This window comes from Streptomyces bambusae, assembly GCF_019400985.1.
In the GTDB taxonomy this organism is placed as follows: domain Bacteria; phylum Actinomycetota; class Actinomycetes; order Streptomycetales; family Streptomycetaceae; genus Streptomyces; species Streptomyces bambusae_A.
Window position 1 is genome coordinate 1 of sequence record NZ_WTFF01000072.1, and the last position, 26,724, is coordinate 26,724.

General features: G+C 74.1%; 22 protein-coding genes. 16 read left to right on the forward strand and 6 right to left on the reverse strand.

What is annotated here, in order from left to right; all coding sequences use genetic code 11:
* The first annotated feature begins 199 nt into the window (after window positions 1–199).
* The 4 genes from GPJ59_RS12840 to GPJ59_RS12855 all read left to right on the forward strand — a co-directional run bounded on the left by GPJ59_RS12840 (window position 200) and on the right by GPJ59_RS12855 (window position 3,025).
* Entirely contained in the window at window positions 200–589 is a 390-nt protein-coding gene (locus tag GPJ59_RS12840) for a hypothetical protein (RefSeq protein ID WP_219667217.1), read from the forward strand.
* 160 nt (window positions 590–749) lie between these two features.
* Entirely contained in the window at window positions 750–1,535 is a 786-nt protein-coding gene (locus GPJ59_RS12845; protein ID WP_219667218.1) for an alpha/beta fold hydrolase, read from the forward strand.
* 121 nt (window positions 1,536–1,656) lie between these two features.
* A complete protein-coding gene (locus tag GPJ59_RS12850) occupies window positions 1,657–2,361 on the forward strand; it encodes a hypothetical protein (RefSeq protein ID WP_219667219.1) in 705 nt (234 codons plus the stop codon).
* A 154-nt stretch (window positions 2,362–2,515) separates the two neighbouring features.
* Entirely contained in the window at window positions 2,516–3,025 is a 510-nt protein-coding gene (locus tag GPJ59_RS12855) for a hypothetical protein (RefSeq protein ID WP_219667220.1), read from the forward strand.
* Between the two features lie 89 nt (window positions 3,026–3,114).
* On the opposite strand, the gene GPJ59_RS12860 is transcribed toward GPJ59_RS12855, so the two are convergent.
* The 4 genes from GPJ59_RS12860 to GPJ59_RS12875 form a co-directional block, all read right to left on the reverse strand.
* Window positions 3,115–4,419, reverse strand: a complete 1,305-nt coding sequence (locus tag GPJ59_RS12860; RefSeq protein WP_219667221.1) for a cytochrome P450 — start codon at window positions 4,417–4,419, stop codon at window positions 3,115–3,117.
* A 31-nt stretch (window positions 4,420–4,450) separates the two neighbouring features.
* Window positions 4,451–5,842 (reverse strand): NAD(P)/FAD-dependent oxidoreductase, encoded by a 1,392-nt coding sequence (locus GPJ59_RS12865; protein WP_219667222.1) that lies wholly within the window; start codon window positions 5,840–5,842, stop codon window positions 4,451–4,453.
* Window positions 5,835–6,041, reverse strand: a complete 207-nt coding sequence (locus tag GPJ59_RS12870) for a ferredoxin (protein ID WP_219667234.1) — start codon at window positions 6,039–6,041, stop codon at window positions 5,835–5,837. Before GPJ59_RS12870 ends, GPJ59_RS12865 begins: the two co-directional genes overlap by 8 nt.
* 171 nt (window positions 6,042–6,212) lie before the next feature.
* A complete protein-coding gene (locus GPJ59_RS12875) occupies window positions 6,213–6,845 on the reverse strand; it encodes a hypothetical protein (RefSeq protein WP_219667223.1) in 633 nt (210 codons plus the stop codon).
* Between the two features lie 229 nt (window positions 6,846–7,074).
* Between GPJ59_RS12875 and GPJ59_RS12880 the strand changes: the two genes are divergently transcribed.
* The 12 genes from GPJ59_RS12880 to GPJ59_RS12930 all read left to right on the forward strand — a co-directional run bounded on the left by GPJ59_RS12880 (window position 7,075) and on the right by GPJ59_RS12930 (window position 23,726).
* Window positions 7,075–9,012, forward strand: coding sequence for a glycoside hydrolase family 15 protein (locus GPJ59_RS12880; RefSeq protein WP_219667224.1), 1,938 nt, complete (start codon window positions 7,075–7,077; stop codon window positions 9,010–9,012).
* Between the two features lie 120 nt (window positions 9,013–9,132).
* Window positions 9,133–10,605, forward strand: a complete 1,473-nt coding sequence (locus GPJ59_RS12885) for a hypothetical protein (RefSeq protein ID WP_258024309.1) — start codon at window positions 9,133–9,135, stop codon at window positions 10,603–10,605.
* A 185-nt stretch (window positions 10,606–10,790) separates the two neighbouring features.
* Window positions 10,791–12,104, forward strand: a complete 1,314-nt coding sequence (locus GPJ59_RS12890; RefSeq protein ID WP_258024310.1) for an AAA family ATPase — start codon at window positions 10,791–10,793, stop codon at window positions 12,102–12,104.
* Complete coding sequence (locus GPJ59_RS12895; RefSeq protein WP_219667226.1) at window positions 12,101–13,351, forward strand: vWA domain-containing protein; 1,251 nt, start codon at window positions 12,101–12,103, stop codon at window positions 13,349–13,351. Before GPJ59_RS12890 ends, GPJ59_RS12895 begins: the two co-directional genes overlap by 4 nt.
* Before the next feature lie 359 nt (window positions 13,352–13,710).
* Window positions 13,711–14,322, forward strand: coding sequence for a nucleoside/nucleotide kinase family protein (locus GPJ59_RS12900; protein ID WP_219667227.1), 612 nt, complete (start codon window positions 13,711–13,713; stop codon window positions 14,320–14,322).
* Window positions 14,323–14,470: 148 nt separating this feature from the next.
* On the forward strand, window positions 14,471–14,593 hold the full coding sequence (locus GPJ59_RS37360; RefSeq protein WP_258024311.1) for a hypothetical protein: 123 nt from the start codon (window positions 14,471–14,473) through the stop codon (window positions 14,591–14,593).
* Between the two features lie 107 nt (window positions 14,594–14,700).
* The gene (gene fusA / locus GPJ59_RS12905) at window positions 14,701–16,863 is read left to right on the forward strand and encodes an elongation factor G (protein ID WP_219667228.1); all 2,163 of its coding nucleotides are present in this window, start codon (window positions 14,701–14,703) and stop codon (window positions 16,861–16,863) included.
* Window positions 16,864–17,075: 212 nt separating this feature from the next.
* Complete coding sequence (locus tag GPJ59_RS12910) at window positions 17,076–17,705, forward strand: hypothetical protein (RefSeq protein ID WP_219667229.1); 630 nt, start codon at window positions 17,076–17,078, stop codon at window positions 17,703–17,705.
* Between the two features lie 128 nt (window positions 17,706–17,833).
* Window positions 17,834–19,618, forward strand: a complete 1,785-nt coding sequence (locus GPJ59_RS12915) for a hypothetical protein (protein WP_258024312.1) — start codon at window positions 17,834–17,836, stop codon at window positions 19,616–19,618.
* A 30-nt stretch (window positions 19,619–19,648) separates the two neighbouring features.
* A complete protein-coding gene (locus GPJ59_RS12920) occupies window positions 19,649–21,205 on the forward strand; it encodes a Dyp-type peroxidase (RefSeq protein ID WP_219667230.1) in 1,557 nt (518 codons plus the stop codon).
* 114 nt (window positions 21,206–21,319) lie between these two features.
* A complete protein-coding gene (locus tag GPJ59_RS12925) occupies window positions 21,320–21,709 on the forward strand; it encodes a hypothetical protein (RefSeq protein ID WP_219667231.1) in 390 nt (129 codons plus the stop codon).
* A gap of 157 nt (window positions 21,710–21,866) precedes the next feature.
* Window positions 21,867–23,726: a peroxidase family protein gene (locus GPJ59_RS12930; RefSeq protein WP_219667232.1), complete on the forward strand. Its 1,860-nt coding sequence runs from the start codon at window positions 21,867–21,869 to the stop codon at window positions 23,724–23,726.
* A 13-nt stretch (window positions 23,727–23,739) separates the two neighbouring features.
* Here the strand turns inward: GPJ59_RS12930 and GPJ59_RS12935 are convergent, their stop codons facing one another.
* Complete coding sequence (locus tag GPJ59_RS12935; RefSeq protein WP_219667233.1) at window positions 23,740–25,074, reverse strand: LCP family protein; 1,335 nt, start codon at window positions 25,072–25,074, stop codon at window positions 23,740–23,742.
* Window positions 25,075–25,238: 164 nt separating this feature from the next.
* Window positions 25,239–26,724 (reverse strand): N,N-dimethylformamidase beta subunit family domain-containing protein (locus GPJ59_RS12940; protein ID WP_374200846.1); only part of this gene is annotated, 1,486 nt, incomplete at its 5' end.

Genomic DNA, 26,724 nt, shown 5'->3' on the forward strand with positions numbered 1-26,724 from the left:
TATCCGCCACTGTAAGCTGAGCGGGGAGAGAGGTGGGCAAAGTAAGAAGGTTATAAGAGACAGGCGCCCGCCCGTCCCGTCATCCGGTTGGCCGTGGCGGCGCTGCCCGGTCCGGGGACCGGCGCTCCGTACGATCGGCGGGGCGGTGCCCGTGACGGGGCTGCCCGACCCGCCCGGACGGTGAAAGGAACGGCAGCGGATGAGCATCGCCGAGAGCGCCGACCACGTCGGCCTGTACCTGACCGGCTGCGACCACGACACGGCGCAAGCCGTGTTCGCCGCGCTGCAGACCGCCTTCCAGGACTCCGGAGAGGGCAGGGGCGCGCCGCCGGGCCAGGCGGCCGAAGCGGCGAGCGGGACCACCGTGTGGTCGTCGACCCTCGACGCCCGCACCCGCACGGGCAGCCGCAGCAGCTCGGCGCCGCCGCTGCCGGGGCCGGTGAGCATCGACCTGCACGGCGCCGCGGACCCGGTGCGCCACGTCCGGGAGGAACTGGAACACCTCTTCTCGGTCGAGGACCTCGGCACCGTGCCCGGTGAGCACGAGCTGGAGGTCCGGCTCCGGCTCACCGCCCGCGGCACCGCCTGACACCGGGCAGGCAGCTCCGCTCGGGGAAGTACCGGACCGTCTTGACCGGGATCCCGGCCGCTTTGGCCGGATCCCCGATGGTCCACTCGGCGCTCATGGCGGAACCTCCCCCTGGGACCGTTGCCGCAGTGCGCGCAACTCGACCGAGAGAGGCTTTCACATGGCGGACTTCGTTCTGGTGCCCGGCGGGTGGCTGGGCGCCTGGGTGTGGCAGGACGTCGCGAGCGAGCTGACGCGCCGCGGGCACCGCGCGATCCCCATCACCCTCACGGGGCTGGGGGACCGGCGTCACCTCGCCCGGCCCGACGTGGGCGTGGGCACCCACGTCGAGGACGTGCTGCAGGTCATCGACCACGAGGAGGTGTCGGACGCGGTCCTCGTGGGCCACAGCTACGGCATCTTCCCGGTGGTCGGCGCCGCGGACCGCCGCCCGGAGCGCGTGGGCCGCGTGGTCCACCTGGACACGGGCGTACCGCAGGACGGGGACACCGTGGCGGGCACGTTCATGGACGAGGCGCGCAGGACGGCGGTTCAGGAGCTCGTGACCGCGCGGGGCGACGGCTGGCGCTATCCGCCGCAGCCCACCGACCGGCCGGAGTGGTGGGGCAGCCTGGCCGGCCTGGACGACGCGGCCCGGGCCCGGCTGGAACGACTCGCGGCCCCGCACCCGTACAAGTGCTTCACGGAGCCGGTCGAACTGTCCGGAGCGGTGCGGGGGATTCCGAGCACCGGCGTGTTCTGCACCGGCAGCGGCGTGTCCGTCGCGATGGTCGAGGCGGCATACGCGGCCGGCGATCCGCGCCTGGCCGCCCTGGCGGACGCGGGGGTGAGTCTCTTCGAACTCGCCACCGGGCACTACCCGATGCTGTCGGTGCCCCTTCCCCTGGCGGAGGTCCTGATCGAGGCCGCGGCGGGCGGCGGCCGCAGGCTCGGCGGGGACGCCTGACACGGCGGGAAGAGGGGGCGACGCCGTAGGAGGGCCCCTCGATGTCAGTGGCGGGTGCGAGCCTGTGACCGTACCGCTGAACCACCGAGGTCCCGAACGGGCCCCGACCAAGGGGATGTCCATGTCCGCACCCACACCCACATCCGCACCCGCCGTCGCCGCCCCCGACTTCCCCTCCGGATGGTGCGCCACCGACCTGGGCCCATACCGGCCCTGCGAGTTCACCTACGAGGTGTACCCGCCGGAGAGCCTGCCGCCCGTCGACCCCGCCCGCCTCGACGGCCGTTTCGGCTGGCGGGGCGGGCCGGGTGAGCACCCCTCCGAGCACACCGGGCACCTGGTGTCACTGGAGGCGGAGCTGGCGGCCCTCGGCCTGCGCCTGCCCGAGGACTTCCGGACCTGCTACGGCAGCGACCGGCTGGCCGGCATGTGTGACGAGGTGTCGGTGACGGCCTGTTGGACCGACCTGTCCGGCGCCCTGGAGAGTCCCGTCGAGGACGGGGCCCGTCTCGTACGGTTCCTGCGGGACCAGCAGGACTGCGTCATCTGGTACCTGTACCTGCGGCCTTCGGGGGAGTCCTTCGTCGTTTGTTCGCACCTGGACCTGGAGTGGGGCTACCGGGAACTCGCGCAGGAGGACATAGCCGGGTTCCGTGCCGCGGCCGCGCAGTCACTGGTGCGGTGCGCCACGAGCTTCGAGGAGTTCGCCTTCCGGTTCGTCGTGGAGAACGAGCTGTGGATGCACCTCAACGAGACCGGCGGGAAAGCAGCGCTCGCCCCCCACCTCCGGGAGTACCTCGACCACTATTCGGCCGGGGTCTCCTGACCCGGGCCGCGGTCGTGAGCGGTGCTCGCGCCGTGCGGTCAGCGTCTCGGTCCGGGGGGCGGTGCCGCGTACCGCCCTCTGGCGGACGGGCCGGGCGGTCGGGCACCATCACTGTGCCCCGACAGTCCGCGGTCACCCGCAGGAGGCGTTCCACGTGAAGACCCGCTCCGTCCTCACCGCTTGCTTACTCGTCCTCGGCGCGCTCTTCGCGCCGGGCTTCGGGGTACTGATCGCCACCACCGAAGCCCACGCCGTCACCAAGATCAGCCACGCGACCGCGACCTCGATGTTCCGGCAGGTCGGGATCACGTGGTCGTCCTCGGGCAACTGCTCCGACCGGAACAACCCGACCTGCACGTCCTTCGAGCAGCTCAACCTCGCCACGGCGCAGGGCGCCCAGACCCTCAAGCGCGCCACCGGGTGCGCCCTCAACATCACGGGCGGTACGGAGACGGGCCACGCGAGCGGCACGTACTCCCACTGGAACGGCTACAAGCTCGACTACGCCAAGGGAACGTGCGTCACCAACTACATCAAGAACACGTTCACCTACATCGGAGTGCGCGGCGACGGCGCGCCGATGTGGCGCTCCGGCTCGGGCAACGTCTACGCCGACGAGGGCAACCACTGGGACGTCCTGTACTACAACTGCGGAGGCTGCTGAGCCGCTCCGGAGGCGAGGCGGGTGGCGCGCCCGGCGCCCACCCGCCTCCGTTCAGTGCCGGCGCCTGGAAATGGCCGGGTGCGCGCGGGTCAGGGCCGGATGCCGTCGCAGGCGATCATGAGGTGGCGCGGGCCGCGCAGGACCGCGTTCTGGCGGTAGGGCGGCGGGTCCTCCAGCAGGCGCGGGTTCTCCAGCCGCCGGGCCAGCTCGCTCAGCGCCTTCTGCGCCTCCAGGCGCGCCAGCGGAGCCCCGAAGCAGCTGTGGATCCCGCTGCCCAGCCCCAGGTGCTGGACGTCCCTGCGGTCCGGGTCGAAGTGGTCCGGGTTCTCGAACCGCTGCGGGTCCCGGTTGCCCGACGCCAGCATCAGCCACATGGGCGCGCCCTTGGGGATGGTGACCCCGTGCACCTCGATGTCGACCAGCGGGGTGCGCTGCGGCAGCATCTGCACCGGCGGCTCGAAGCGCAGCAGCTCCTCCACCATCGGTACCGCCAGGCCCGGTTCGGCCCGCAGCCGCTGGAGCTCGTCCGGGTTGCGCAGCAGCGTCAGCATGCCGTTGGTGATCAGGTTGACCGTGGTCTCGTGGCCGGCGATCAGCAGCAGGGCCGCCGTGCTCAGCAGCTCCATGGTGGACATGGAGTCGTCGCCCTGCCCGGCGGCCAGTTGGGACAGCATGTCGTCCCGCGGGTCCTTGCGGCGCTCCTCGATCAGCCCGGCCAGGTACATGCCCAGTTCCATCCGCGCGTCCTGGGTGACCTTCGCCCGCTCCGCCGGATCCGCGGACGGGTCGGGGTCCAGGCTCGACGCGAGGGTGTCGGCCCATACGTGGAACCGCGCCTCGTCCTCGCGCGGCACACCCAGCAGCCGGCAGATCATGGTCACCGGGAACGGGTACGAGAACTGGTCGACGATGTCGATGCGCCCGGTGCCCGCGCCGTTCCCCGATGTCCCGTTCCCCGACGACCCGTTCCCCGAACTCCCGTTTCGCGACGTCCCGTTCGCGATGTCGTCGATCAGGTTCTTGACCGTCTCGTCCAGGTTCCCGCGCATGCTCTCGATCCGGTGCGGCGAGTGCGGCGGCCCGAACGGGCGGTTGGTCAGCCGGCGCAGCCGGTCGTGCTCGGGCGGGTCCAGCTTCAGGAAGCTCGGCGGCAGGGTGGCCCCCTCCGCCTCCTCCTCGCCGGCCAACGGGTCGGCGCCTCCCGCGGTGCGGTTGCGCTCCTCGGAGCTGAGCCGCGGATCGTGCAGCAGGCCGTGGATCTCGTGGTACGTGCTGACGACGTACGGCCCCTCCCCGTCGTGGTACACCGGGGTCTTGCGCAGCTCCTCGTACAGCGGGTACGGGTTCGCACGGTTGGCGTGGTCCAGGATGTCGGTCAGGATGCCTTGCTTCATGGCGGTCTCTTTCGGAGGGCGCGCGGGGCGGTCAGTGCCTGGCGGGGGTGAACGTCATGCGCCGGTCGGCCGGCGAGTACCCGCTGAGGGTCACGGTCGGCCCGTGCGTGGGCACCGACGGATCGGGGAAGTCCGCGGGCATCGGCTGGTTCCCCTCGGAACGCCGGTCGACGGTCGGGAACGGCACCGGGAACGGAGCGGTGGTCTCGATCTGCCGCTGGTAGAAGTCCAGCCAGCGGGCGTTGTCGAAGCTGACCGCGCCGATGACCCGGCCCTGGTACCCGTACACACCGGTGAAGCGGCGTTCGGCCCGGGACCCCTGCGTGATCATGATCTCGGTGCCCATCGACGGTACGCCGACGGACTTGATGTTCACCCCGAACTGCGTGGACCAGAACGCCGGGACCCAGATGTGGGGACGCCGGCCCGCGCTCTCGCTGAGCATGTTGTGGGCGGCGGTCTCGGCCTGGGAGACGGCGTTGCCCCAGTGCTCCAGCGACAGGAACTGGTAGCCGAACAGCGGGTGCGGGGACCGGGCGACGTCGCCGGCCACGTAGATGTCGTCGGTGACGATGCCCATGATGTCGAAGGCCCGGCAGCCCGCATCACAGGCGATGCCCCGCGGCCCCGCGCCCAGCCCGGAGCCGGTCAGCCACTCGGTGTTGCGCTGCGCGCCCAGCGACACCACGACCACGTCGCACTCCAGCGTGGTCCCGTCGGACAGGTGGGCGGCCCGGACCCGCCCGGAGGAGTCGCCCTCCAGCCCGGTGACCATGATCCCGGTGCGCAGGTCCACGCCGTGCTCCCGCTGGAGCTCGGCGGCCACCGCCCCGACGACCCCGCCGAGGGCGCCCACCAGAGGCCCGTCACCGCGCTCGGCGACGGTGACGTTCAGCCCGCGCTCACGGCACGCCGAGGCGATCTCGGACCCGGTGAACCCGGCGCCGATGACCAGGACCCGGCGCGGCTCCGCGTCGAGCCGCCGGGCCAGCGCCGCCCCGTCGTCCCGGGTGCGCAGCACGAACACGCCGTCGAGTTCGGCCTCCGCCGCGTTCGGCCAGGGCCGGGCCCGCACCCCGGTGGCGATCAGGAGCCGGTCGTACGGCAGCTCGTCGCCGTCGGCCAGCTCGACCCGCTTCGCCCCCATGTCCAGTCCGCTGGCCGCCACGCCGAGCCGCCACTCGGCGTCGATCGCGCGGCGGCGGGGGAGCGCGGTGCGCTCGGCGGTGGACTTGGCCAGCAGCACCTGCTTGGACAGCGGCGGGCGGTCGTACGGCTCGTACGGCTCGTCCCCGACCATGGTGAGCGAGCCCTTGAAGCCCTTGTCCCGCAGGGTCTCGGCGGCCCGCAGACCGGCGAGCGAGGCCCCGACGACGACGATCCGGCCCGTGCTCTTGAGCCGCTCCAGTGCCGTGTCAGGCATCGGACGCCTCCAGATCCTCGACGAGGATCGCCTGGACGGGGCAGGCCGCCGCGGCCTGGGCCACGCGCTCGCGCTGGGCGGCCTCCGCCTGCGGGTCGTAGAGGAGCCCCTCGTCCCCGTGCATCGCGAAGACGTCGGGCGCCAGGAAGGCGCACTGCGCGTACCCCTGGCATCGGTTCAGGTCGACGACAAGCCTCAGCAAGGTGCGGTCCTTTCGGTGACCCCCCGGACTTCCCGGCCAGCGTGCGCGCCCCCGCCCGCCCCGGCCCGTCCGGACGGGCCGTCCGGGTGACACGGCCTGGGCATCCGTCCGGGTGACACGGCCCGGGCATCCGTCCGGGTGGCACGGCCGGGGGAGGGGCGGGGAGGCCTACGCGGAGCGGCGCGCGGCGCGCAGCACGTACAGGCTGACGACCAGGGCCCAGGCCGGGAAGACCAGCTCGGACCACGGCACGGAGGACCCCACCACCAGCAGGGCGATCCCGGTGGCGTACCCGACGACGGTCAGGGGGCGGGGGAAGACCCCGAGCCGCCGGCCGATGGCGGACGTCGCGAAGACGAACACGGCGGCCATCCGCATGGCGTAGGTGGTCAGCAGCGTGTACGCGAAGTGGCGGCCGAAGTCCTCCGGCTGCCCGGCCTCCAGCACGGTGCCGGCGGCCGCCGCCGCGCCGAACAGGGATGCGACGAAGACCAGCCCGCTGCCCAGGAACACCGTCGAGACGAACCGGTCCTCGGCCGGCCCGGAGTGCTCGCGCAGCGCCCCCATGAACCACAGGAAGGCGATGCCGGCGAACGGGACGAGCTCCACCGCCACCCCGATCGCGGTGCGGTCCCCGGAGGACACGTCGAGGTGTTCCACGTCGCCGCCCGAGGGCAGGGCGAGCCGGACGAGCACGATCGCCGCGGCCAGCAGCAGGGCGAAGACCACCCCGGCGAGCCCGGCGGCCCGCGGGGTGCTCAGGCCCATGTCCCGGGACGCACCCGGCGCGTGTTGTCTCATCCCCCCAGCAAGCCGACCGTCGCGGGCCCCTGCCAGTGGGACCGCCCACCCGGGTGACGGCCGCGGCGCGGCCCCCCAGGCCCGGGGGCCCGCGCACGGTGGGGAGCCTCCGCGCCCGGTGCAGTACCCCGTGCCCCTGCGGGGGAACGCGTGCCCGGTGTCGCCCGCGGCCTTAGCGTGGGGAGGTGGGGAGGTGGGGAGGACGGGCCGCGCCGGCGAAGGGACTCCCATGCGTCGATACCCGCCGATCGGGGACCACGGGCTGATCGGGGACCTCAGGACGGCCGCGCTGGTCTCCTCCGAGGGAGTGCTCGACTGGTTCTGCGCCCCTCGCTTCGACTCGCCCAGCCTGTTCGCGTCCCTGCTGGACCACGACCGCGGCGGGCACTTCGCGGTCACCGCCGACGCCACACCCGGCACTGCCGACGCTTCGCCCGGCACGGCCGACGCCTCGCCCGATACGGCCGACGTTGCATCCGGCCCCGCCGACGGAGTGCCGGGCGATGCCGGTGGCGGGGCCCCGCGCACCGTGACCCGCCAGCTCTACCTCGCGGACACCGCCGTCCTGGTCACCCGGTCCATGACCGAGGAGGGCGTCGGCGAGGTCATCGACTTCATGCCGCTCGGCGAGGCCGAGGCCCCCGGCGACCGGCACCGGATCATCCGGGTCATGCGCGTCACCCGCGGCACGGTCCGGTTCCGCCTGGACTGCCGGCCCGCGTTCGACTACGGGCGCGCCGGCCACGGCCTCGCGCTCACCGCGGACACGGCCCACTTCACCACACCGCAGCTCACCGCCTACCTCCAGGCCGCCGGCCCGGTGCGGCTGACGCAGGACGGGCCGGGCGTGCGCGGCGAGGTGGTCCTGCGCCAGGACGAGCACGCGGCCGCCGTCCTGACGGTGTGCCACGATCCCGCGGCCGCGCCGCCGGAGCCGCTGACCGAGGGGGACATCCGCCGCGCGTTCCTGGCCACGTACACCTACTGGCACCGCTGGCTGCGCCGCTGCCGCTACCGCGGGCGCTGGCAACAGGCGGTCAACCGGTCGGCGATCACGCTCAAGCTCATGACGTACGCCCCGACCGGTGCCCCCGTGGCGGCCGTCACCACGGGCCTGCCCGAGCGGATCGGCGGGGAGCGGAACTGGGACTACCGCTACACCTGGGTCCGGGACGCCTCCCTGTCCGTCAAGGCCCTGCTCGACCTGGGGCTGGAGGACGAGGCGGAGGCGTTCCGCCGCTGGCTCGGGGCCCGCGTGCAGCACGGCAGGACGGTGACCGGGGAGCCGCTGCAGATCATGTACCGGGTCGACGGCGACCCGCACCTCGACGAACAGGTGCTCGACCACCTGGAGGGCTACCGCGGATCGTCACCCGTACGCGTCGGCAACGGCGCGGCGGAGCAGCTCCAGCTCGACATCTACGGCGAGGCCGTCTTCGCCCTCAGCCAGACCCCCGACCTGGCCCAACTGGCCGGGTACGACGGCTGGCAGAACCTCAGCAGGCTCCTCGACTGGCTGGCCGTCAGCTGGGACCGGCCCGACGAGGGCATCTGGGAGACCCGCGGCGGCCGCCGCGACTTCACGTACAGCCGGCTGATGTGCTGGACGGCCTTCGACCGGGGCATCCGGCTGGCCACCGAGCTGGCCCGGCCCGCCGACGTGGCCGGCTGGACCGCCGCCCGGGACGCCGTCTTCGAGCAGATCGTCGAGCGCGGGTACAGCACCCGCCGGCAGGCGTTCGTCCAGTACCTCGACGGGGATGTGCTGGACGCCTCCCTGCTGCTGATGCCGACCGTCGGCTTCCTGTCCCCGCGGGACCGCCGCTGGCTGTCCACCCTCGACGCCATGGAGTCGGCCCTGGTCTCCGACAGCCTCGTCCACCGCTACGACCCCTCCGAGTCCCCCGACGGACTCCGCGGCGACGAGGGCACCTTCTCCCTGTGCAGCTTCCTCTACGTCAGCGCCCTCGCCCGGGCCGGGCGGCTCGACATGGCCCGCTACGCCTTCGACAAGATGCTCACCTATGCCAACCACGTCGGCCTGTTCGCCGAGGAGATCGGCCCGACCGGGGAGCAACTGGGCAACTTCCCCCAGGCGTTCACGCACCTGGCGCTCATCATGGCGGCCACGGCCCTCGACGAGGCCCTCGACCGGGCCGAGGCCTGACACCGGACCTGACACCGGACCTGACACCTGGTGGACGCGGCCGCGGGGAGCTATGATCACCGCGATGACTACTCCTTCTCTTCCGAGATTGGGGGCCCCGTCCGCGCAAGGTGAGTGCTGATGCCCACTCACACCACGGACGAGGATTCCCTCACTTCCCCGATTTCCTTCTGGCCGCGCGTGCGTGACTACGCCGTGCCGCCCTCCATGATCGAGACCGCGACCGCCCGCCGCTCCGTCGGCGACTGGGCCGGGGCGTGCGCCGCCGCGGGCATCGACGTAGACCTGCGGCTGGGCGTGCTGGCCCGCACCCACGGCCGGGAACTCGCCGCCCGGGTACGGGCGGACCTCCGCCACCTCGCACCCGACCTGCTGCGCTGGCACCTGCCCAGGATCGCCCCCGACGGACTGCTGCGCCCGGGCCTCACCATCGCCCTGGCGCGGTACGACGGCGCGGGGCGGGACGGCGGGGACCCGGTGCACCTCGTGGTCCGGACCCCGCCCGCCTGGGCGGACGGCGGCCAGCGGATCAGCCTCGCGCTGTGGGACGGCTCCCGGACCGGGACCGCCGCCCGGAGCCATCCGCATCCGCATCCCAGCCGGCGGTTCCGCTTCGACCTGCACCGCCACCTCTGGGACGCCCGCAGGGCCGGTGACCTGCGGATCCGCTCGGGGGCCGACCGGCCGCCCGGCCAGGACCCGCCCGGCCAGGACCCGCCCGGCCAGGACCCGCCCGGCCAGGACCCGTACGGCCCGGTCCCGGGGCTGCCGGCAACGGCGCCCGGGGGGCTCCCCTGCGCCGTGGACCGGTGGGCGGCGGAGGCTGAGCTCCTGCTCCGCGCCGAAGGACGGCGCGGCGGAGCCGTCGAGGTGCGCCTCGGCGGCCGGCACCGGCTCGTCCTCGACCTGGTCACGGACCCGGACGGCACCCGGCCGCCCGAGCTGCACACTGCGGCCGCCCCCGCCGACGAGGGGGGTCCCGCGCTGCCGGTCCTCCCCGACCCGGCGACCTGGGTGCTGCCCGACCTGGAGCTGCTCCGGGCGGGCCTGATCGGGCCCGACCGGCTCCACCCGCTCGTCGCCGCGGCGCTCGTACCCGGTCACGTGCCGGCCGGACCCGCTCCCGCCACGGATCCGGCGGGAGCACCCCGGTTCGTGGACTGCCGGGGCGACCGGCACCGTATCGCCCTGGTCGACGGGGTGCTGACGGCGCTGGACCACGGTCCGGACGAACTCCGCCGCGAGGAGCTGCTGGTGGCGCTGACCGGCACACCGCTCCCGTGCCTGCGCGCCATCGACGAGGCCCACCGCCGCCCGCAGTCCCTCTCCGGCATCCGCGAACGCCTGGTCCACGGCGACACCGCCGGAGCGCTGGCCGTCGTCGAGGGCCTGCTGGGCCCCGACGCGGTGCTGCGCGACGGCGCGTTGCGGGACGAGCTGGAGGCGGCTGCCGGGCGGCGCGTCACCTACGGCCTCTTCCGCTCCGGCCTGCTCGGGCCCGGACAGGGCTGCAGCCCCGTCACCGGCTACGTCGGGCCCAGAAGCCGTCCGCCCGACCGTCGTTCGCGCCCGCGCCACGCCGACCTCCGCTGACGCCCGGGGGCTTCAGGCTCCCCGCCCGGCCGTCACCTCCGACTCGCCTTCTCACCCGGCCTCTCACCCGGCCTCCCGTTCGGCTTCTCACTCGACCTCTCGATCGATTCCCCGCTCGACCTCCTGCGCGAGCTCCGCACTCGCGCCACCGACGACCCCACAGGTGATCACCCATGCCTTCTGCCATGCCTTCTGCCGTGCCCACGTACGCCCCGTTCACCGGGACCGGCCTCGTCGACGGCCCTGCCTCCGGTCCCGCGCCCGCTTCCCAGCTCGACATCGCCGGGGAGCTGCTGGCCCTGCTCCGCGACACCACCACCGAACCTCGCCCCGACATGCAGCTGGAGGCCCTCACCCTGGCCGTGGCCGCCGACCTGCCCGTCCTGCTGTGGGGTGAGCCCGGCATCGGCAAGACCGCGGCCCTGACCCAGCTCGCCGAGAACCTGGACCTGCCGCTGACCACGGTGATCGCCAGCGTGCACGAGCCCTCCGACTTCTCCGGCCTGCCCGTCATCGGCGACGATCCCGCCGTCCAGGGCGTCCCGATGGCCCCGCCGGACTGGGCCGTACGCCTGGTACGGGCCGGCCGGGGACTGCTGTTCCTGGACGAGCTCTCCACCGCGCCGCCGGCCGTCCAGGCCGCCCTGCTCCGCCTCGTGCTCGAACGCCGTGTCGGCGCCCTGCAACTGCCGCCCGACGTACGGATCGTGGCCGCGGCCAACCCCCGGTCCTCGGCGGCCGACGGCTGGGAGCTGAGCGCGCCGCTCGCCAACCGGTTCGTCCACCTCCAGTGGATCCACGACCAGGACGTCGTCGTACGCGGCCTCGGCGGGACGTGGCCCCGGGCGACCCTGCCCCGGCTCGATGCGGCGAGGCTGCCGGAGGCCGTGGACCTCGCCCGCCGCGCGGTCTGCGGGCTGCTGTCCGCGCGCCCCGCCCTGGTGCACCGGCTGCCGAGCAACGAGACCCTCCCCCAGACTCCGTCCGGGGGGACCCCCAGTGGCGGCGCCTGGCCGTCCCCCCGCAGCTGGGAGATGACCCTGCGGCTGATCGCCTTCGCCACCGCGGCCGGTTCCTCCCGGGACGTCCTGTCCCTGCTGGTCCGGGGCACCGTGGGGGACGGGCCGGGGCTGGAACTGCTGGCGAGCCTGGACCGGATGGACCTCCCCGACCCCGAGGTCCTGCTCGCCGACCCGGCGGCCGCCGTCCTGCCCGAGCGCGGCGACCTGCGCCAGGCGGTGCTCGACGCCGTGGTCGCGGCGGTGCGCAAGCGGCCGGAGAAGACCCGCTGGGACGCGGCCTGGACCCTCCTGGTCGGCGCCCTGGAGACCGGAGCCCCCGACCTGGTCGTCGTCCCCGCCACCACCCTCGCCGCGCTGCGCCGCGACGACTGGGACGTTCCGGAGGCGATCGAGCGGCTCGCCGGAGTGGTGAGCCTGTCCCGGCGGGCCGACCAGGCGGCGGCCCGGGTCCCGTCGGCCGCCCGCGCGGGCCGATGAACACCCGGGCACCGGGGACACCCGGGGCACTGGACCTCGACAAGCTCTACGCCGCCCGGCTGCAGGCCGCACGGGCCCGGCCGTACCTGGCGACCGCGCTGTTCGCCCTGCACGTCGTGGAGTCGCCACGGGTGCCGACGATGGCCGTCGACCGGCACTGGCGGTGCTACGTCTCGCCGGGGTTCGTGGAGCGCACGCCGGAGGAGGAACTGGCCGCCGTCTGGGTGCACGAGGTCTCGCACCTGCTGCGCGACCACCACGGGCGCAGCGAACGCGTGGCGCGGCAACGCGGGTTGACCGGGCCGGGGGAGCGGCTGCGGATGAACATCGCCGCCGACTGCGAGATCAACGACGACGCGTTCGGCGACGGACTGGTCCGGCCCGAGGGCGCCGTCGTACCGAGCCTGCTGAAACTGCACTCCGGCCAGCTCATGGAGGACTACCTGCGGCAGTTCCGGCTCGGCCCGCTCACCCAGGACATCGTCTGGCTGGACTGCGGCAGCGGCGCCGACGGGCTGGAACGCGCGTGGGACCTCGGACCGGACGGCGCGCACGGCCTCAGCGCGCAGGAGCGCGACGCGGTCCGGTTCCGGGTGGCGGAAGGGATCAAGGCCCGTCCGGGAGACAGCCCGGAGGGCTGGCAGCGGTGGGCCGAGGACGCCTTCCACCCGCCGCAGCCCTGGCGGGAACTGCTCGGCGCGGCGATCCGCTCGGCGGCCACCGGGCCCGGCGCCGGCCAGGACTACACCTACGGCCGGCCGTCCCGCCGCTCGGCCGCGGTGCCCGGCGCCGTCCTGCCGAGTCTGCGGCGCAGGCCGCCGCGGGTCTCCGTGGTCATCGACACCTCCGGTTCGGTCAGCGACGCCGAACTGGGCAGCGCGCTCCTGGAGGTCGCCGCGATCACCCGGTCCGTGGGCGGCCGCCGCGACCTGGTCACCGTGCTGACGTGCGACGCCGCGGCCCGGGTCGTGCACCCGCTGTGCCGGGCCGAGGGGATCCCGCTGGTGGGCGGCGGCGGTACGGACCTGCGCTCCGGCTTCACCGCCGCGCTGCGGGCCCGGCCCCGCCCGGACGTCGTGGTGGCCCTCACCGACGGCCAGACCCCCTGGCCGGACCGGCGCCCGCCGTGCCGGACGGTGGTGGGCCTCTTCCCCCGGCAGCACGCCCGCCGCCCGCAGTACGAGGACGACCCCGACTACGAGCCGGACACACCGCCGGACTGGGCCCGCGTGGTGGAGATCGGCTAGCGCCTGACCGGCAAGGTTCACCGCCCCACGACGCTCCCCCAGCTACCGCTGGGTGGGGGCCCCGGACGGAGTCCGGGGGAGTGCCCCCAAGCACGGCACCTCGCTGCGTTGCCGAACCGCGCGAGTACGGCACGTACGAGCTGCGGCCCGCCGCCTTGCGATGCGTCCCCCAGGCCCTGCGGGCCTGGGGAGACCCCATGCACCGGACGCCGCGGACCGGCAACTTTTCCGGCCACGGCACTCGCCGGCCCGGGCCCTTCGTACGACATGCCCCTTCGTACGCGCCCCCGTACGACCGGCCCGGCGCGACCGCATGCGGGGCCGTGGAGGCGGGCGCGCCGATCGGGCAGGATGGCGGCATGGACCTCGCAGAGCTGGAACGACGGGCCCGGGCCCTCGCCACGGCCGGCGGCCGGCGCATCCTCGGGATCGCCGGGCCGCCGGGAGCCGGCAAGTCCACCCTGGCAGCCCGGCTGGCCGCCGCGCTGGGGCCGGAGCTGGCCGTCGTCGTCCCCATGGACGGCTTCCACCTGGCCCAGGCCGAACTGGTCCGCCTGGGCCGGGCGGACCGCAAGGGCGCCCCGGACACCTTCGACGCGGTCGGGTACGCGGTCCTGCTGCGCCGGCTGCGGGAGGCCGGCGTGGACACCGTCTACGCGCCGGCCTTCGACCGCTCGCTGGAGGAGCCGGTGGCCGGGAGCATCCCGGTCCACCCCCGTGTCCCCCTGGTGATCACCGAGGGCAACTACCTCCTGCACGGGGCGGGGGAGTGGGCCGCGGTCGCGCCCCTGCTCGACGAGGCCTGGTTCCTCGCCCCCGACGACGCCCTGCGGGTACGCCGGCTGACCGACCGGCACGTGCGCCACGGCAAGGACCCCGACCGTGCGACGGAGTGGGTGGCCCGCTCGGACGAGGCCAACGCCCGCCTCGTCGCCCCCGGCCGCTCACGGGCCGACCTCGTGCTGGAGTGACCCCGCCGGGTCCCCGCCGGCAACGGCCCGCCCCGCCACGGGCGTTAAATCCCGTGCCCCGCCCCGCTCCCGCTGCCTACACTCACTCGCGACGCCGCCCCACTGCGGCGGTACGTCGTCCGCGAGAGCACAGAGAGGGGAACAGGTCATGTGCCGTCAGCGCACCACCGCCTTCGTTCCCCCGGCCCGGTTCGACGTGATCCCGGTGTCCCGTACCGCGCGGTGCCCGCTGCGCGGCCGGCACCGTATGCCCGCGACGACCACCCGCTGAGCCCGTCCGGCGGCCCACGCCGCCACCCGCTCACGCCGGCATGCCGGCACGCCCCGTCCGGGAATCGCGCAGCCCTGATTTCCTCGAAGATCCGAAAGGCCCGGGCCATGCGCACCAGCCGGCGAACCCTCGCCACCCCCCTCTCCCGTCCCTCCCTCTCCAGTCCCTCCCTCACCGCCGTCCGCAACCTCGGCATCCTCGCCCACGTGGACGCCGGCAAGACCACGGTCACCGAGCGGATCCTGTTCGCCACCGGCGCGGTGCACAAGCGCGGTGAGGTCCACGAGGGCACCACCGTCACCGACTTCGACACCCAGGAGCGCGACCGCGGCATCACCATCTTCGCCGCGGCGGTCAGCTGCTCCTGGGACGGCCACCGGATCAACCTGATCGACACACCGGGCCACGTCGACTTCGCCGACGAGGTGGAGCGCTCCCTGCGCGTCCTCGACGGCGCGGTCGCCGTCTTCGACGCCGTCGCCGGCGTCGAACCGCAGAGCGAGTCCGTGTGGCGGCAGGCCGACCGGTACGGCGTCCCGCGGATCGCGTTCGTCAACAAGCTCGACCGGGCGGGCGCCGACCTCGACACGGCCGTCGCCTCCCTGCGTGAGCGGCTCGGCGCCGTGCCCCTCGTGGCGCAGCTGCCGATCGGCCACGAGGACGGCTTCACCGGCGTCGTCGACCTGGTACGGATGCGCGCCCTGCTCTGGCCCGCGGACTCCACCGGGTACGAGAAGGGCGCGATCCCCGACGGGCTGCGCGGCGAGGCGGAGCGGCGCCGGCGCCTGCTGGAGGAGACGGCCGCCGAACTCCACCCGGCCGCCCTGGAGGAGTTCTGCGCCACCGGGGCGCTCACCGACGACAGCCTCGCGCTCGCCCTGCGCGAGGTGACCCTCGACGGCACGGGCACGGTGGTGCTGTGCGGCTCGGCCTACCGCAACCGCGGTGTCGAGCCGCTCCTGGACGCCGTGGTGGCCTACCTGCCCTCGCCCGCCGACATGCCCGCCGTGCGGGGGAGTTCGGCGGGCGGCGGCGAGCAGGAGCGCGCCCCGGACCCGGCGCAGCCCGTGGCGGCCCTGGCCTTCAAGGTGGCCGTCACGGCGACCGGCCGGCTCACCTACCTGCGCGTCTACTCCGGAACCCTGCGGAAGGGGGACACGGTGCTGGACGCCGGTACGGGCCGGACGGAGCGCGTCGCGCGGATCCTGCGCGTACAGGCGGACCGCCACACCGAGCTGGACGAGGCCCCGGCCGGCGACATCGTCGCCGTGGTGGGGCCGAAGACGGCACGGGCCGGCACGACGCTGTGCGCTCCGCACGCACCGCTGCTCCTCGAACCGCCCGGCACCGCCGAGCCGGTGGTGTCGGTGGCGGTCGAGGCGCGCCGCAGCACCGACACCGGGCGGCTCGCGGCCGCGCTGGCCCGCCTCGTCGAGGAGGACCCCTCGCTCGTCGTGCGCAGCGACGCCGAGACCGGTCAGACCGTGCTGTCCGGGATGGGTGAACTCCACCTGGAGGTCGCGGTGGAGAAGATCCGCCGCGACCAGGGGCTGGACGTCGTCGTCGGGCGGCCGCAGGTGTCGTACCGCGAAACGGTGCTGAGCGGAGTGGCGGGCCTGGTGCACCGGCACGTCAAACAGGACGGCGGCGCGGGGCAGTTCGCCCATGTCGTCATCGACGTCGAACCAGTCGAACCAGTCGAACCGGTCGAACCATCGGAAGGAGGACACGGGGGTGAGGAGCGGGCGACGACGGGAACGGTGTTCGAGTTCCGTTCCACGGTCGTCGGCGGCCGGGTACCGCAGGAGTACGTGCGGGCCGTGGAGGCCGGCTGCCGGGACGCCCTCGTGGACGGGCCGCTCGGCGGCCACCCCGTCACCGGCCTGCGGGTCACGCTCACCGACGGCGCGACCCACGCCAACGACTCCTCGGAGCTGGCGTTCCGCACGGCGGGCAGGGCCGCGCTGCGGGCCGCCCTGCGGGCGAGCACGATGGGGCTGCTGGAACCGGTGGCCGACGTCGTGGTGACGGTCCCCGACGAGGCGGTCGGCGCGGTGCTCGGCGACCTCGCCGCCCGCCGCGGCCGGGTGGCCGGCTCCACGAGCCGATCCGGCACGACCGCGGTCACCGCCGTGGTCCCGCTGGCCGAGCTGTTCGGGTACGCGTCCCGGCTGCGCGGCCGTACCCAGGGCCGGGGCACCTTCACCGCCCGCCCCGCCGGCCTGGCCCCGGTACCCGCGGCGGTGACGGACCGGATCCTGACCCGCTGACCCCACCCGGTGCGGGCGGCGGCCCCCGCCGCCCGCACCTCCCGGCCCACGGGCCGGGAGGCCTGTCGGGCGAGTGACGGGAACGGGCCGGCGGCGGCCCCGACCCCGATGATCATCTTCTCTGCGCATCGGCGAGAATTCCTGTTCGGGGCCCTGACCGGGCCGCACGACAGGGGGCACTCGCCTCCGTGACGACGAAGGGGAGCACCCCGTTGCACCGGGAGACACGCGATCAGGTCCAGCCGTTCCTGCACTCCGGGGAGCGGCTGATCGCCGTCTGCCCCGTCGAGCCGGCACCGGGTGTGCCCACCCCTCCCGCGCACCTGGTGACCCTGGCCGAACCCCCGGCGCTGGTCCGCAGGGTCGAGGAGATGCTGCCCGGGCGGCTGAGGCGGCTGGCGCGGTCCCGGGTGCTCGACCCGCAGCGGTCCCGGCCGGCGGCCGCGGCCGACGCCGTGGACCGGGCCCCCGACATGCTGGACGAGGCGGCCGCCCGGCTTGTGCACGGCCCGGGCATGGAAGGCGGCTGGCAGAGCACCGCCGGGGACTACGTGATCCGGCGGGCCGGCACCCGGGGCTGGTCCGGTGACGTCCTGGTGGTGACCGACCGTCGCTGGTTCGCCGTCCGCGACGCCTCGCCGCTGTGGCAGTCGGCCAAGGAGTTCAGGCTGTACTGGGAGGCGCCCCGTACGGCGGTCACCGCGCTGCGCGCCCAGCCCAAGGGGGTCCTGCAGAAGGGCCGCATGGACCTGTGGTTCGCCGACGGCTCCTGGGTCGCGCTGTGTGCGGAACTGCCCGCGCACGCCCAGCCGTTCGCCGAGGCGGCCGCCCGGTACGCCTGACCGCCCCGCCGGCAGGCCCGACCGCCCCGCCGGCAGGCCGGACCGCACCCGCCCCAGGACGCCGGGACACGACATGCCGGGACATACGGGCTGAAATACGATGGTGCCATGGCCCACGGAGGTACGTGATGAGCCATGACACGAGGGTGGACGCGGCTGCGCTGCTGACCCTGTCACGGCCGGCCCTCGACCAGCTCTTCCGCAGCAGTCCCGCCGGTGGGATACCCACGGGCGAGGGGCGCGGCACCGTCCTGCTGGCGCGCGGCGCCAGGCTGTCGGGCGCGGCCGCGCGGCTCGCGCGCGCCGTCGCCTGGCAGGGCAAGGTCTTCGACCCCGGCGGCGGTGAACTCCTCAACCGGGTCACGCCGTTCGGCGTGGCCGCGATCCGGGCGAAGGTCTACCGCGGCCCGAGCTGGTTCGACGACAAGGAATGCACGGTACTGGACTACTCCCGGACGTCGTTCCTGGCGCGGCGGATCCGCGACGAGATCCGGGAGGTCGCTCCCGGTCTCTACCTCGGCATCGTCTACTGGGGCCGGCACAAGGTCCTGAACTTCAGCTTGAGCTTTCGGAGTTCGTTCCCGCCGGCGCCCTCGGACCGCTCACCGGGTGCGCCGGCCTCACGTGCCGCGCCGGCCACGTCCTCCCACCAGGTGGCCGTGACCGTCCGGGCCGTCGTACCCGCCGACCGGGTCGCCGACGTGCAGCGCCGCCTGTCCGAGGCCGGACCCAAGGGGAGCGCGGGCGAGGTCGTCCCGTTCTCCGAGCTGGCCGGGGTCCACTTCGCACGACTGGTGCTGGTGCCCGGCGGGACCGACCTCGCGGGAGAGGCGGTCCCGGCGAGCATCGTCTGGATGAGCGAGGTGGACGCCCCGCTCGACGCGCACCTGGCCGACCTGGTCCGCAAGGCCGGCAGCGGCCTGGGGGAGGTCTTCGGGGCCTGCGAGGGGTATCCCGCGGACGGCGCCCCGGAGGCGGCTCGCGTCGCATGGCTGCGAGAGCACTGCGTCCCCAGCGCCGCCTTCTACGTCAACACCGTCGGCCGGGGCCTGGAGCAGATCCTCCAGGAGGCCCGGCTGCGCGAGGCGATCGAGACGTACCTCGACGAACGCACCGCCCGCGCACCTCAGGACCCCGCGGCGGTACGGGCCGGCATCCAGCGGTTCGTCACCGGCCGCGCCGACCTGGCCTGGGCGCGTGAGCCCGCCGCCCGGCCCCGACTGCGGTGGCGGATCCGGCAGGCCGTGCACCGGGTCGCGGTGCCCCTGGCCGGGCTGGCGCTGCTGCCGGTCGCCGCCTTCGCCCTGCCGGTCTGGGCGGTGCTGCTGCGGTGGCACGAGCGGCGCGACGTACCCAGCCGGGAACGCCCCGACCGGGAGCACGTGGCCAGGCTCGCCGCCTGCGAGGACTTCGCCGCCCAGAACCCCTTCACCGCGGTCGGCTTCGTCAAGCCCGGGCGGTTTCGGCGGTCGACGCTGACCGGGATCCTGTTCGCCGTCGACTACGGGGTCCGCCACCTGTTCCACCGGGGCGACCTGGCCGGCGTCAAGACGATCCACTTCGCCCGCTGGCTGTTCATCGACGACAAACGGCGCGTGCTCTTCGCGAGCAACTACGACGGCAGCCTAGAGAGCTACATGGACGACTTCATCGACAAGGTGGCCTGGGGCCTGAACGCCGTCTTCAGCAACGGCCACGGCTATCCGCGCACCCGGTGGCTGGTCCGCGACGGCGCCGAGGACGAGCAGGCCTTCAAGTCCTACCTGCGCTGCCACCAGGTGCCGACCGAGGTGTGGTACTCGGCGTACGACACGCTGACCACGCACAACATCGACACCAATGCCCGTATCCGCGCGGGCCTCTTCGCAGAACTGGGGCCGGCCGAGACCCAGGCCTGGCTCGCCCTGTTCTAGCGCGGCGCGGCCGGAGGAGGGCGTGACGTGATGGCAGCAGCACCCGGACCCGATCCCGCACCCGCATCCCCGCCCCTGGAACTGGACGACATCCAGGGCCTCCTCGCCCGCGGGTACAGCGGCCTGACGTCGGCCTGCTTCCTCCTGCTGACGATCACCGGCCACGCCGCCGCCCGGTCCGCCCTGGGGCGGCTCGCGCGGCAGGTGGCGAACGGCCGCGCGGAGCCGCCGGAGACGGCGCTGAACCTCGCCTTCACCTCGGACGGCCTGCGGCGCCTGGGCCTGGACACCCCGGAAATCAGCGGGTTCTCCCAGGAGTTCGTCACCGGCATGGCCGACCCCGACCGCTCCCGGCTCCTCGGCGACGTCGGGGAGAACGACCCCCGGCACTGGCTCTGGGGCGGACCCGGAACCCCGCCCGTCCACGTCCTCGCGCTGCTCTACGCCCGGGACGAGCCGCGGCTGGAAGCACTGGAGGCGCAGGTGCGCCGGGACGCCCTCGGCGCGGACGGCCTCACCGAGATCGCCCGCCTCGGAACGGCCGAGCTGACCGACCGCGAGCCCTTCGGCTTCCGCGACGGCATCTCCCAGCCGCTCCTGGAGGGCCTGTCCAAGGCCTCCAGGGCGGCCGGCGGCGACGAGGTCGTCAAGGCGGGCGAGTTCGTGCTCGGCTACCCCAACGAGTACGGCCTGCTGACGGAACGGCCGCTGCTGCCGGCCTCGTACGACGCCGCCGGCCTGCTGCCGCGCGCCCATGACGGCCCCCGCCTCTACGACGACCCCCGCCCCTACGACGGCCCCGGCGCCGACTTCGGGCGCAACGGCAGCTACCTGGTCTTCCGGCAGTTCCGCCAGGACCTCGACGGCTTCCGGCAGTACCTGCAGGACGCGACACGGCACCCCGACGGCACCGCCGACCCGCAGGCGGCCGGGGCGCTCGCGGCCCGCATGATGGGACGCTGGCCCAGCGGCGCACCACTCGTGCGCGCGCCGCACCAGGACGACCCCGGCCTGGCCTCCGACAACGACTTCGGCTACTTCGCCACCGACCCGGAGGGCCTGAGCTGCCCGCTCGGCGCCCACGTCCGCCGCGCCAACCCACGGGACTCGCTGGACCCCGATCCGGGCTCGGCCCGGTCGGTCGCGATCGGCAGACGCCACCGGATCCTGCGCCGCGGCCGCGCCTACGGGCCGGGCAGCGGCGCGTACGGCCGGGCCGGCGACACCGCGGCGGGCGGCCCGGACAGCCAGAACAGCCCGGACAGCCCGGACAGCCAGAACAGCACGAGCGGCAGCGGACTGCACTTCCTCTGCCTCAACGCCAACATCTCCCGCCAGTTCGAGTTCGTCCAGCACACCTGGCTCAACAATCCCCATTTCAACGGTCTTTACGACGGCCCCGACCCCGTCGCCGGGGCCCGCCAGGACCACCGTTCGACCTTCACCGCCCAGGCCAGGCCGGTCCGCACCCGCTACCTCGACCTGCCGCAGTTCGTGTACGTCCAGGGCGGTGCCTACTTCTTCCTGCCGGGTCTGCGCGCCCTGCGCTACCTCTGCGAGGGCACCCGGACGGACGCCGGGCGGTGAGCGCGGCACGGCGCCCCGAACGGCGTATCGCAGACAGCGGTGCAGTGCGAGCCCTCCCGGCGTCGACTATCGTCATATGTAGTACGAGATCTCCCCCTTGGAAGGGGTCTGGCCATGGACCCGCGCTCCCTCGCGCGCTACAGCCTGGCTGGGATCCGGCTGGTGAACGGTGTGGCGGCGTTGGCCGTCCCGCAGGTGGTGGCCCGCCGGCTGGGGGCGGACGAGAACCAGCCCGGTCTCATCCACGTCCTGCGCATGTTCGGTGTGCGAACCGTGTTCATCGGCGCGGAACTGCTGCTCCTCAAGGACGCCGACAGGATCGCCCAGGCACTGCGCATCGGCACGCTCATCCACGCGAGTGACGCGCTGTCGGCGGCCGCGGCCGGCCGGCAGGGCCTGCTCCCGCCGCGTGCGGCGATGACCACCACCACGATCTCGACGGTCAATGTCGCCCTCTCGCTCCTGGCGCAGCTGCCGGGAGGGGCGCCCCGAGGCCGTTCCTGACCGTTCCCGCACCGCCACCCACGACGCCGCACGGCCCCCGCAGGTGGCCGGGGCGGACCGCCGGCCGACCGGACGCCGGAAGGGATTCCCGTGATCCCGTGATTCCGCGATCCCGCGATTCCCGTGATTCCCGTGATTCCCGGAAAGGATTGCGACGATGCGCAAAGACCCCCATGGCTCCGCCCCCGGCAAGGCCGCCCGGCAGCGCGCCCGCGGCACCGCCTCCCCGTTCCTGCGCCTGTACAACGACCTCGCGCTGGCCGTCGACCGCAAGGTCGGCTGGCAGAACCTGCCGACCCCGCTCGGCCTGGCCACGCTCATGGGCGTCCGGGGCAACCTGCGCCGCAAGAACCTCTTCGACACCGGCACCTACCCCACGCAGGGCGCGCCCGACATCGAGCCGCCCGCCACGCGGCACCTCACCGAGCGCACCGCGGACGGTTCGTACAACGACCTGGACCAGCCCCGTATGGGCATGGCCCGCTCCCGCTTCGGCCGCAACGTCCCCGCGGAGCAGACCTACCCCGAGCCCCTGCCGCAGCTGCTCTCGCCCAGCCCCCGCGAGGTCAGCCGGGCCCTGCTGACGCGCCACGAGTTCGTCCCGGCCGGCTCCGTCAACGCCCTGGTCGCCTCCTGGCTGCAGTTCATGATCCGCGACTGGGTCAGCCACGGGCAGGGCGCCATCGACAACCCCTGGCGGATCGAGCTGACGCCCGACGACCCCTGGCCGGACCGCCCGATGGTCGTGCCCCGGACCCTGCCCGACACCACCCGCCCGGCCGGCGGCGACGGCCTGCCGCCGACGTACATCAACGAGCACTCGCACTGGTGGGACGCCTCCCAGCTCTACGGCAGCGACCTGGCGACCCAGCGGCAGCTCCGCTCGGGCGAGAACGGCAAGCTGAAGGTCCCCCGCAACGGCGGCTCGCTGTTCCCGGACGATCCGCAGCAGGACCCCGCGAACGTCCCGGGCTTCTGGGTGGGACTGCTGATGATGCACCACCTGTTCGTCCTGGAGCACAACGCCATCTGCGACCGGCTGTCCCAGGAGTTCCCCACCTGGTCGGACGAGCAGCTCTTCCAGCGGGCGCGGCTGATCAACGCGGCGCTCATCGCGAAGATCCACACCGTCGAGTGGACCCCGGCCGTCATCAGCCACCCCACCACCGTGACCGCCATGCACGCCAACTGGTACGGGCTGCTGGGCCGGCGCGTGCACCGGTTCCTGGGCCGGATCAGCCGGAACGAGGTGCTCAGCGGCATCGTCGGCGGCCGGCCCGACCACTTCGGCGTCCCGTACGCGCTCACCGAGGAGTTCGTGGCCGTCTACCGGATGCACCCCCTCGTGCCCGACCAGTGGAGCTTCCGCTCGGCCGTGGACGACTCGCTGCTCCAGGAGGCGACGTTCGCGGAACTGACCGGACCCCACGCCTACGAGATCCACGGCAAGCACGGCCTCACGGACCTGTTCTACTCCTTCGGCACCTCCCACCCCGGACTCGTCACCCTGCACAACTACCCGAAGTTCCTCCAGGAGTTCGAGCGCCCGGACGGCAAGCTGATGGACCTGGCGGCCGTCGACGTGCTGCGGATCAGGGAGCTGGGGGTGCCGCGCTACAACGAGTTCCGGCGCCAGCTCCACCTCAAGCCCGCCGAGGACTTCGAAACCCTCACGGACAACCCCGTCTGGGCGGAGGAGCTGCGCCGGACGTACGGCGGCGACATCGAACGCGTCGACCTGATGGTCGGCCTGTACGCCGAGCCCCGCCCCGAGGGCTTCGCCTTCAGCGACACGGCCTTCCGGATCTTCGTCCTGATGGCGTCCCGCCGCCTCAACAGCGACCGGTTCCTGACCACCGACTACACGCCCCAGGTGTACACGCAGACGGGCCTGGACTGGATCGAGAACACCACCATGACCACCGTGCTGCTGCGCCACTTCCCGGAGCTGCGCGGCGCCGTGCGCTCCGTGGACAACGCCTTCGCCCCGTGGGCGCGGGCGACGACGGGACGGTGACGGCAGGCAGGCTCTACCAGCGCTGCGGCGCGGCCTGGTGGTGCCGGGCGCCGGCGCAGCTGAGCCGGTCCGAGGTCACCGGGGCTCCCTCGGCGGTGTTCCGGTCGTAGGTGACGGTCCTGACCGTCACGGGCCGGGTCCCGACGGCGACCTCGAAGTGCCTGGGCTGCCCCGCCACGACCTGCAGCCGGGAGCCGGGGAGCGCCGCCGCGAGGGTGGCCGCGTCGTCCTCCCGGCCGGCGGCGTAGCGGATGACGGGCGGGCCGTCGGGGCGTACGGACGGGGCGGACGGCGAGGTGTCGGTGACGACGAAGCCGTTGCGGCGCAGGGCCGCGGCGACCGCCGCGTCGTCGACGCGGACGGCGATGCCGGCGGGGTTGGTCCGGGCCGGGGTCTGCGGAACCGGCTGGATGCGGGTGTCGCCGGTGATCGGGCGGTCCTCGCGCAGGGCCTCCCACAGCGCGGCGGACCGGGCCGGGTCCCATAGCAGGGTGGAGCCGACACCGGGCACGCGGTGGTCGAAGACCGCGATCGGGACGGTGGCGAACTCGACCCGCTCGCCGGACAGCCGGCCGAGGGCCCGGCCGATCCGGACCAGGTCGTCCAGGCCCGTGTTCGCGTCGGTCCGCACGGACTTCAGCAGCTCGCGGGCCGTACGGGCCGCACCGAACGGCCCCGACAGGGCTCCCTCGGCCCTGAGCCGCGCCAACAGGTCGGCCACCGTGCGCTGTTGGCGGCGGACCCGGCCGAGGTCCCCCGGCCGGTCGATGTGGCGCGCCCGGACGTAGCGCAGGGTCTGGTTGCCGTCGGTGCGGTGGGTGCCCGCGGCGATGTCCAGGCCGGAGTTCTCGTCCTTGAGCGGCTTGTCCGTGCACACGGTGGCGCCGCCGAGGTTGTCCACCGCCTGCTCGAAGCCGGTGAATCCGGTCTCCAGGTAGTGGTCGACGTGCAGGCCGGTGGCCTTCTCGACGGTGCGCACCGTCTCCGCGGCGCCACCGAGCGCGTACGCCCCGTTGATCTTGCCGCGCCGGGCCGGGCTGATGCCGGCGTACTCGACGTACGAGTCCCGCGGGACGGAGACGATGCTCGCCCGGCGCCGGTCCCGGGAGAGGTGCACCAGCATCATCACGTCGGTGCAGTTGCACCCCTTGCCGCCCACGTGCAGCCGGCGCTTCTCGGCGGCCGAGAGCCCGCTGCGGCTGTCGATGCCGACCACGAGGATGTTGGTGCCGCGGCCGTCGCCGCCGCCGGGCGGGCCGGCCGCCGCCGGGAGCGTCTGGCCCGTGCCCAGGAAGGAACCGGAGGCGAGGGTGGCCAGCAGGGAGAGGACGACGGCGGAACGATTCATGGCAAGGCCCCCGAATTCAGGAGAAATCGGCGTCAGGGTGCAGAAGCTACCGGCTGGCCGCACCCACGACGTCCACGACGCGCTCGACGTCCACGACGTCCACGACGTCCACGACGTCCACGGCGTCCGCGAAGCGCACGACGTCCGCGACGCGCGCCACGCGGCTATGCGCCCGAAGTCCTCGCAGGAGGACCGTCGTAGGCGGCTGGATCGTAGGCGGCCGGATCGTCGACGGCCGGCGCGGTGCGGCCCGCCGGCCCCCGCGCGAACGCCCGCAGCACGTTCGTCGTGACGGCGCGTGTGAACCGCGCCGTGCGCGCGTCCAGGCCGTGGTTCTTCCGCCCGCGGCCGGGCTCGTCCGCGTCGAGGGCCTCGACCCAGCGCATCGTGCCCGTGGCGAACACCCCCGCGCCGCCCGGCAGCGAGAAGTACGCCGTGTCGGCGTACGAGCGGCGGCCCTTGCACACCACCGGCGAGTGCGCGAGGACCTCGATCGGCCGCGGAGTGGGGTACGCGGTGTTCACCCGGTCGTACTCCACTCCCACCAGGTGCGGGAAGGAGTCGCCGAGCCGCGCGCCGGTTCCCCTCAGCAGCCAGTGGTCCGGGTCGGTCACCACGTACGGGGCGTCCACGGGATAGCCGTCGTAGATCACGCCGAGCAGCGAACTCTCCGGTTCGGCCAGGGGCGGCCGCCGGAAGTCGTTCGTCGGGGGAAGGCCGCGGCGGTAGCCGGGGTCCTGCGCGTAGTCGTCCTTGTAGCAGACCACGATCCGGTCGGCGCCCACCCCGGAGGGTTCGAAACGCACGCGCCGGTAGCAGCAGTTGGCGCCCAGCACGGCCAGGTTCGTGCCCGCGTCGCGTGCCGCGCCGACCCGGCCGCGCTGCTCCGGGCTCCAGTACTCGTCGTGCCCCGGCGAGACCACCGCCGCCGCGCCGCACAGGAGCTGCGGCTCTCGGGCGACGTCCGGCCCCGTGGCGTAGGCGAGCGGGAGCCCCAGGCGCTCGGCGAGCGCGACCAAGGGGGCCTCGAAGACGAGGAACTGGCCGGCCCCCTGCCGGTTCTCGTACGGCCGGTCGAACGTGACCCGCAGCGACCGCGAGGACTTCCTGCCGTCGGCCCCCTTGTAGAGGTCGGCGCCTCCCCACCGGTTGTACGCCTGCCAGGTCGCGACCGCGTTCACCAGCACGGTCCGGCCGGCGGCGACGGCGCTGCGCACGGTGACGGGTACGAAGCGCTGCCCCGTCCCCCGACCGGCGTCCAGGCGCAGCAGGTAGGCACCCTCGGGCCAGCCGGACGTGTCCAGCACCGCGGTCCGCTGCCACGGCGCGTACGCCATCCGGGTCGCCGGTTCGACCGCCGCCGGGGGCTGGCGCAGCCCCGGCAGCGCCCCCGACCGCCAGACCAGGCGGGCCCGGGCGCCGCCGTACCAGCCCATGCGGTACGCCGAGACGGTGTAGGAGGGCGCGGTCGTCGAGACGCGCAGGGCGAGCGGCTCACCGGGCCGCACGCTCGTCCGCTCGGCGAAGCCCTCGACGGCGCGGGCCGGCCCGGCCCGGGTGATGCGCCAGTCGGGCGAGCCCTTGAGGGCGTTCGCGGCGGCGACGTCCAGCACCGCCGAGGCGGCCGCCGGGAACGGGACGGGCCACGCC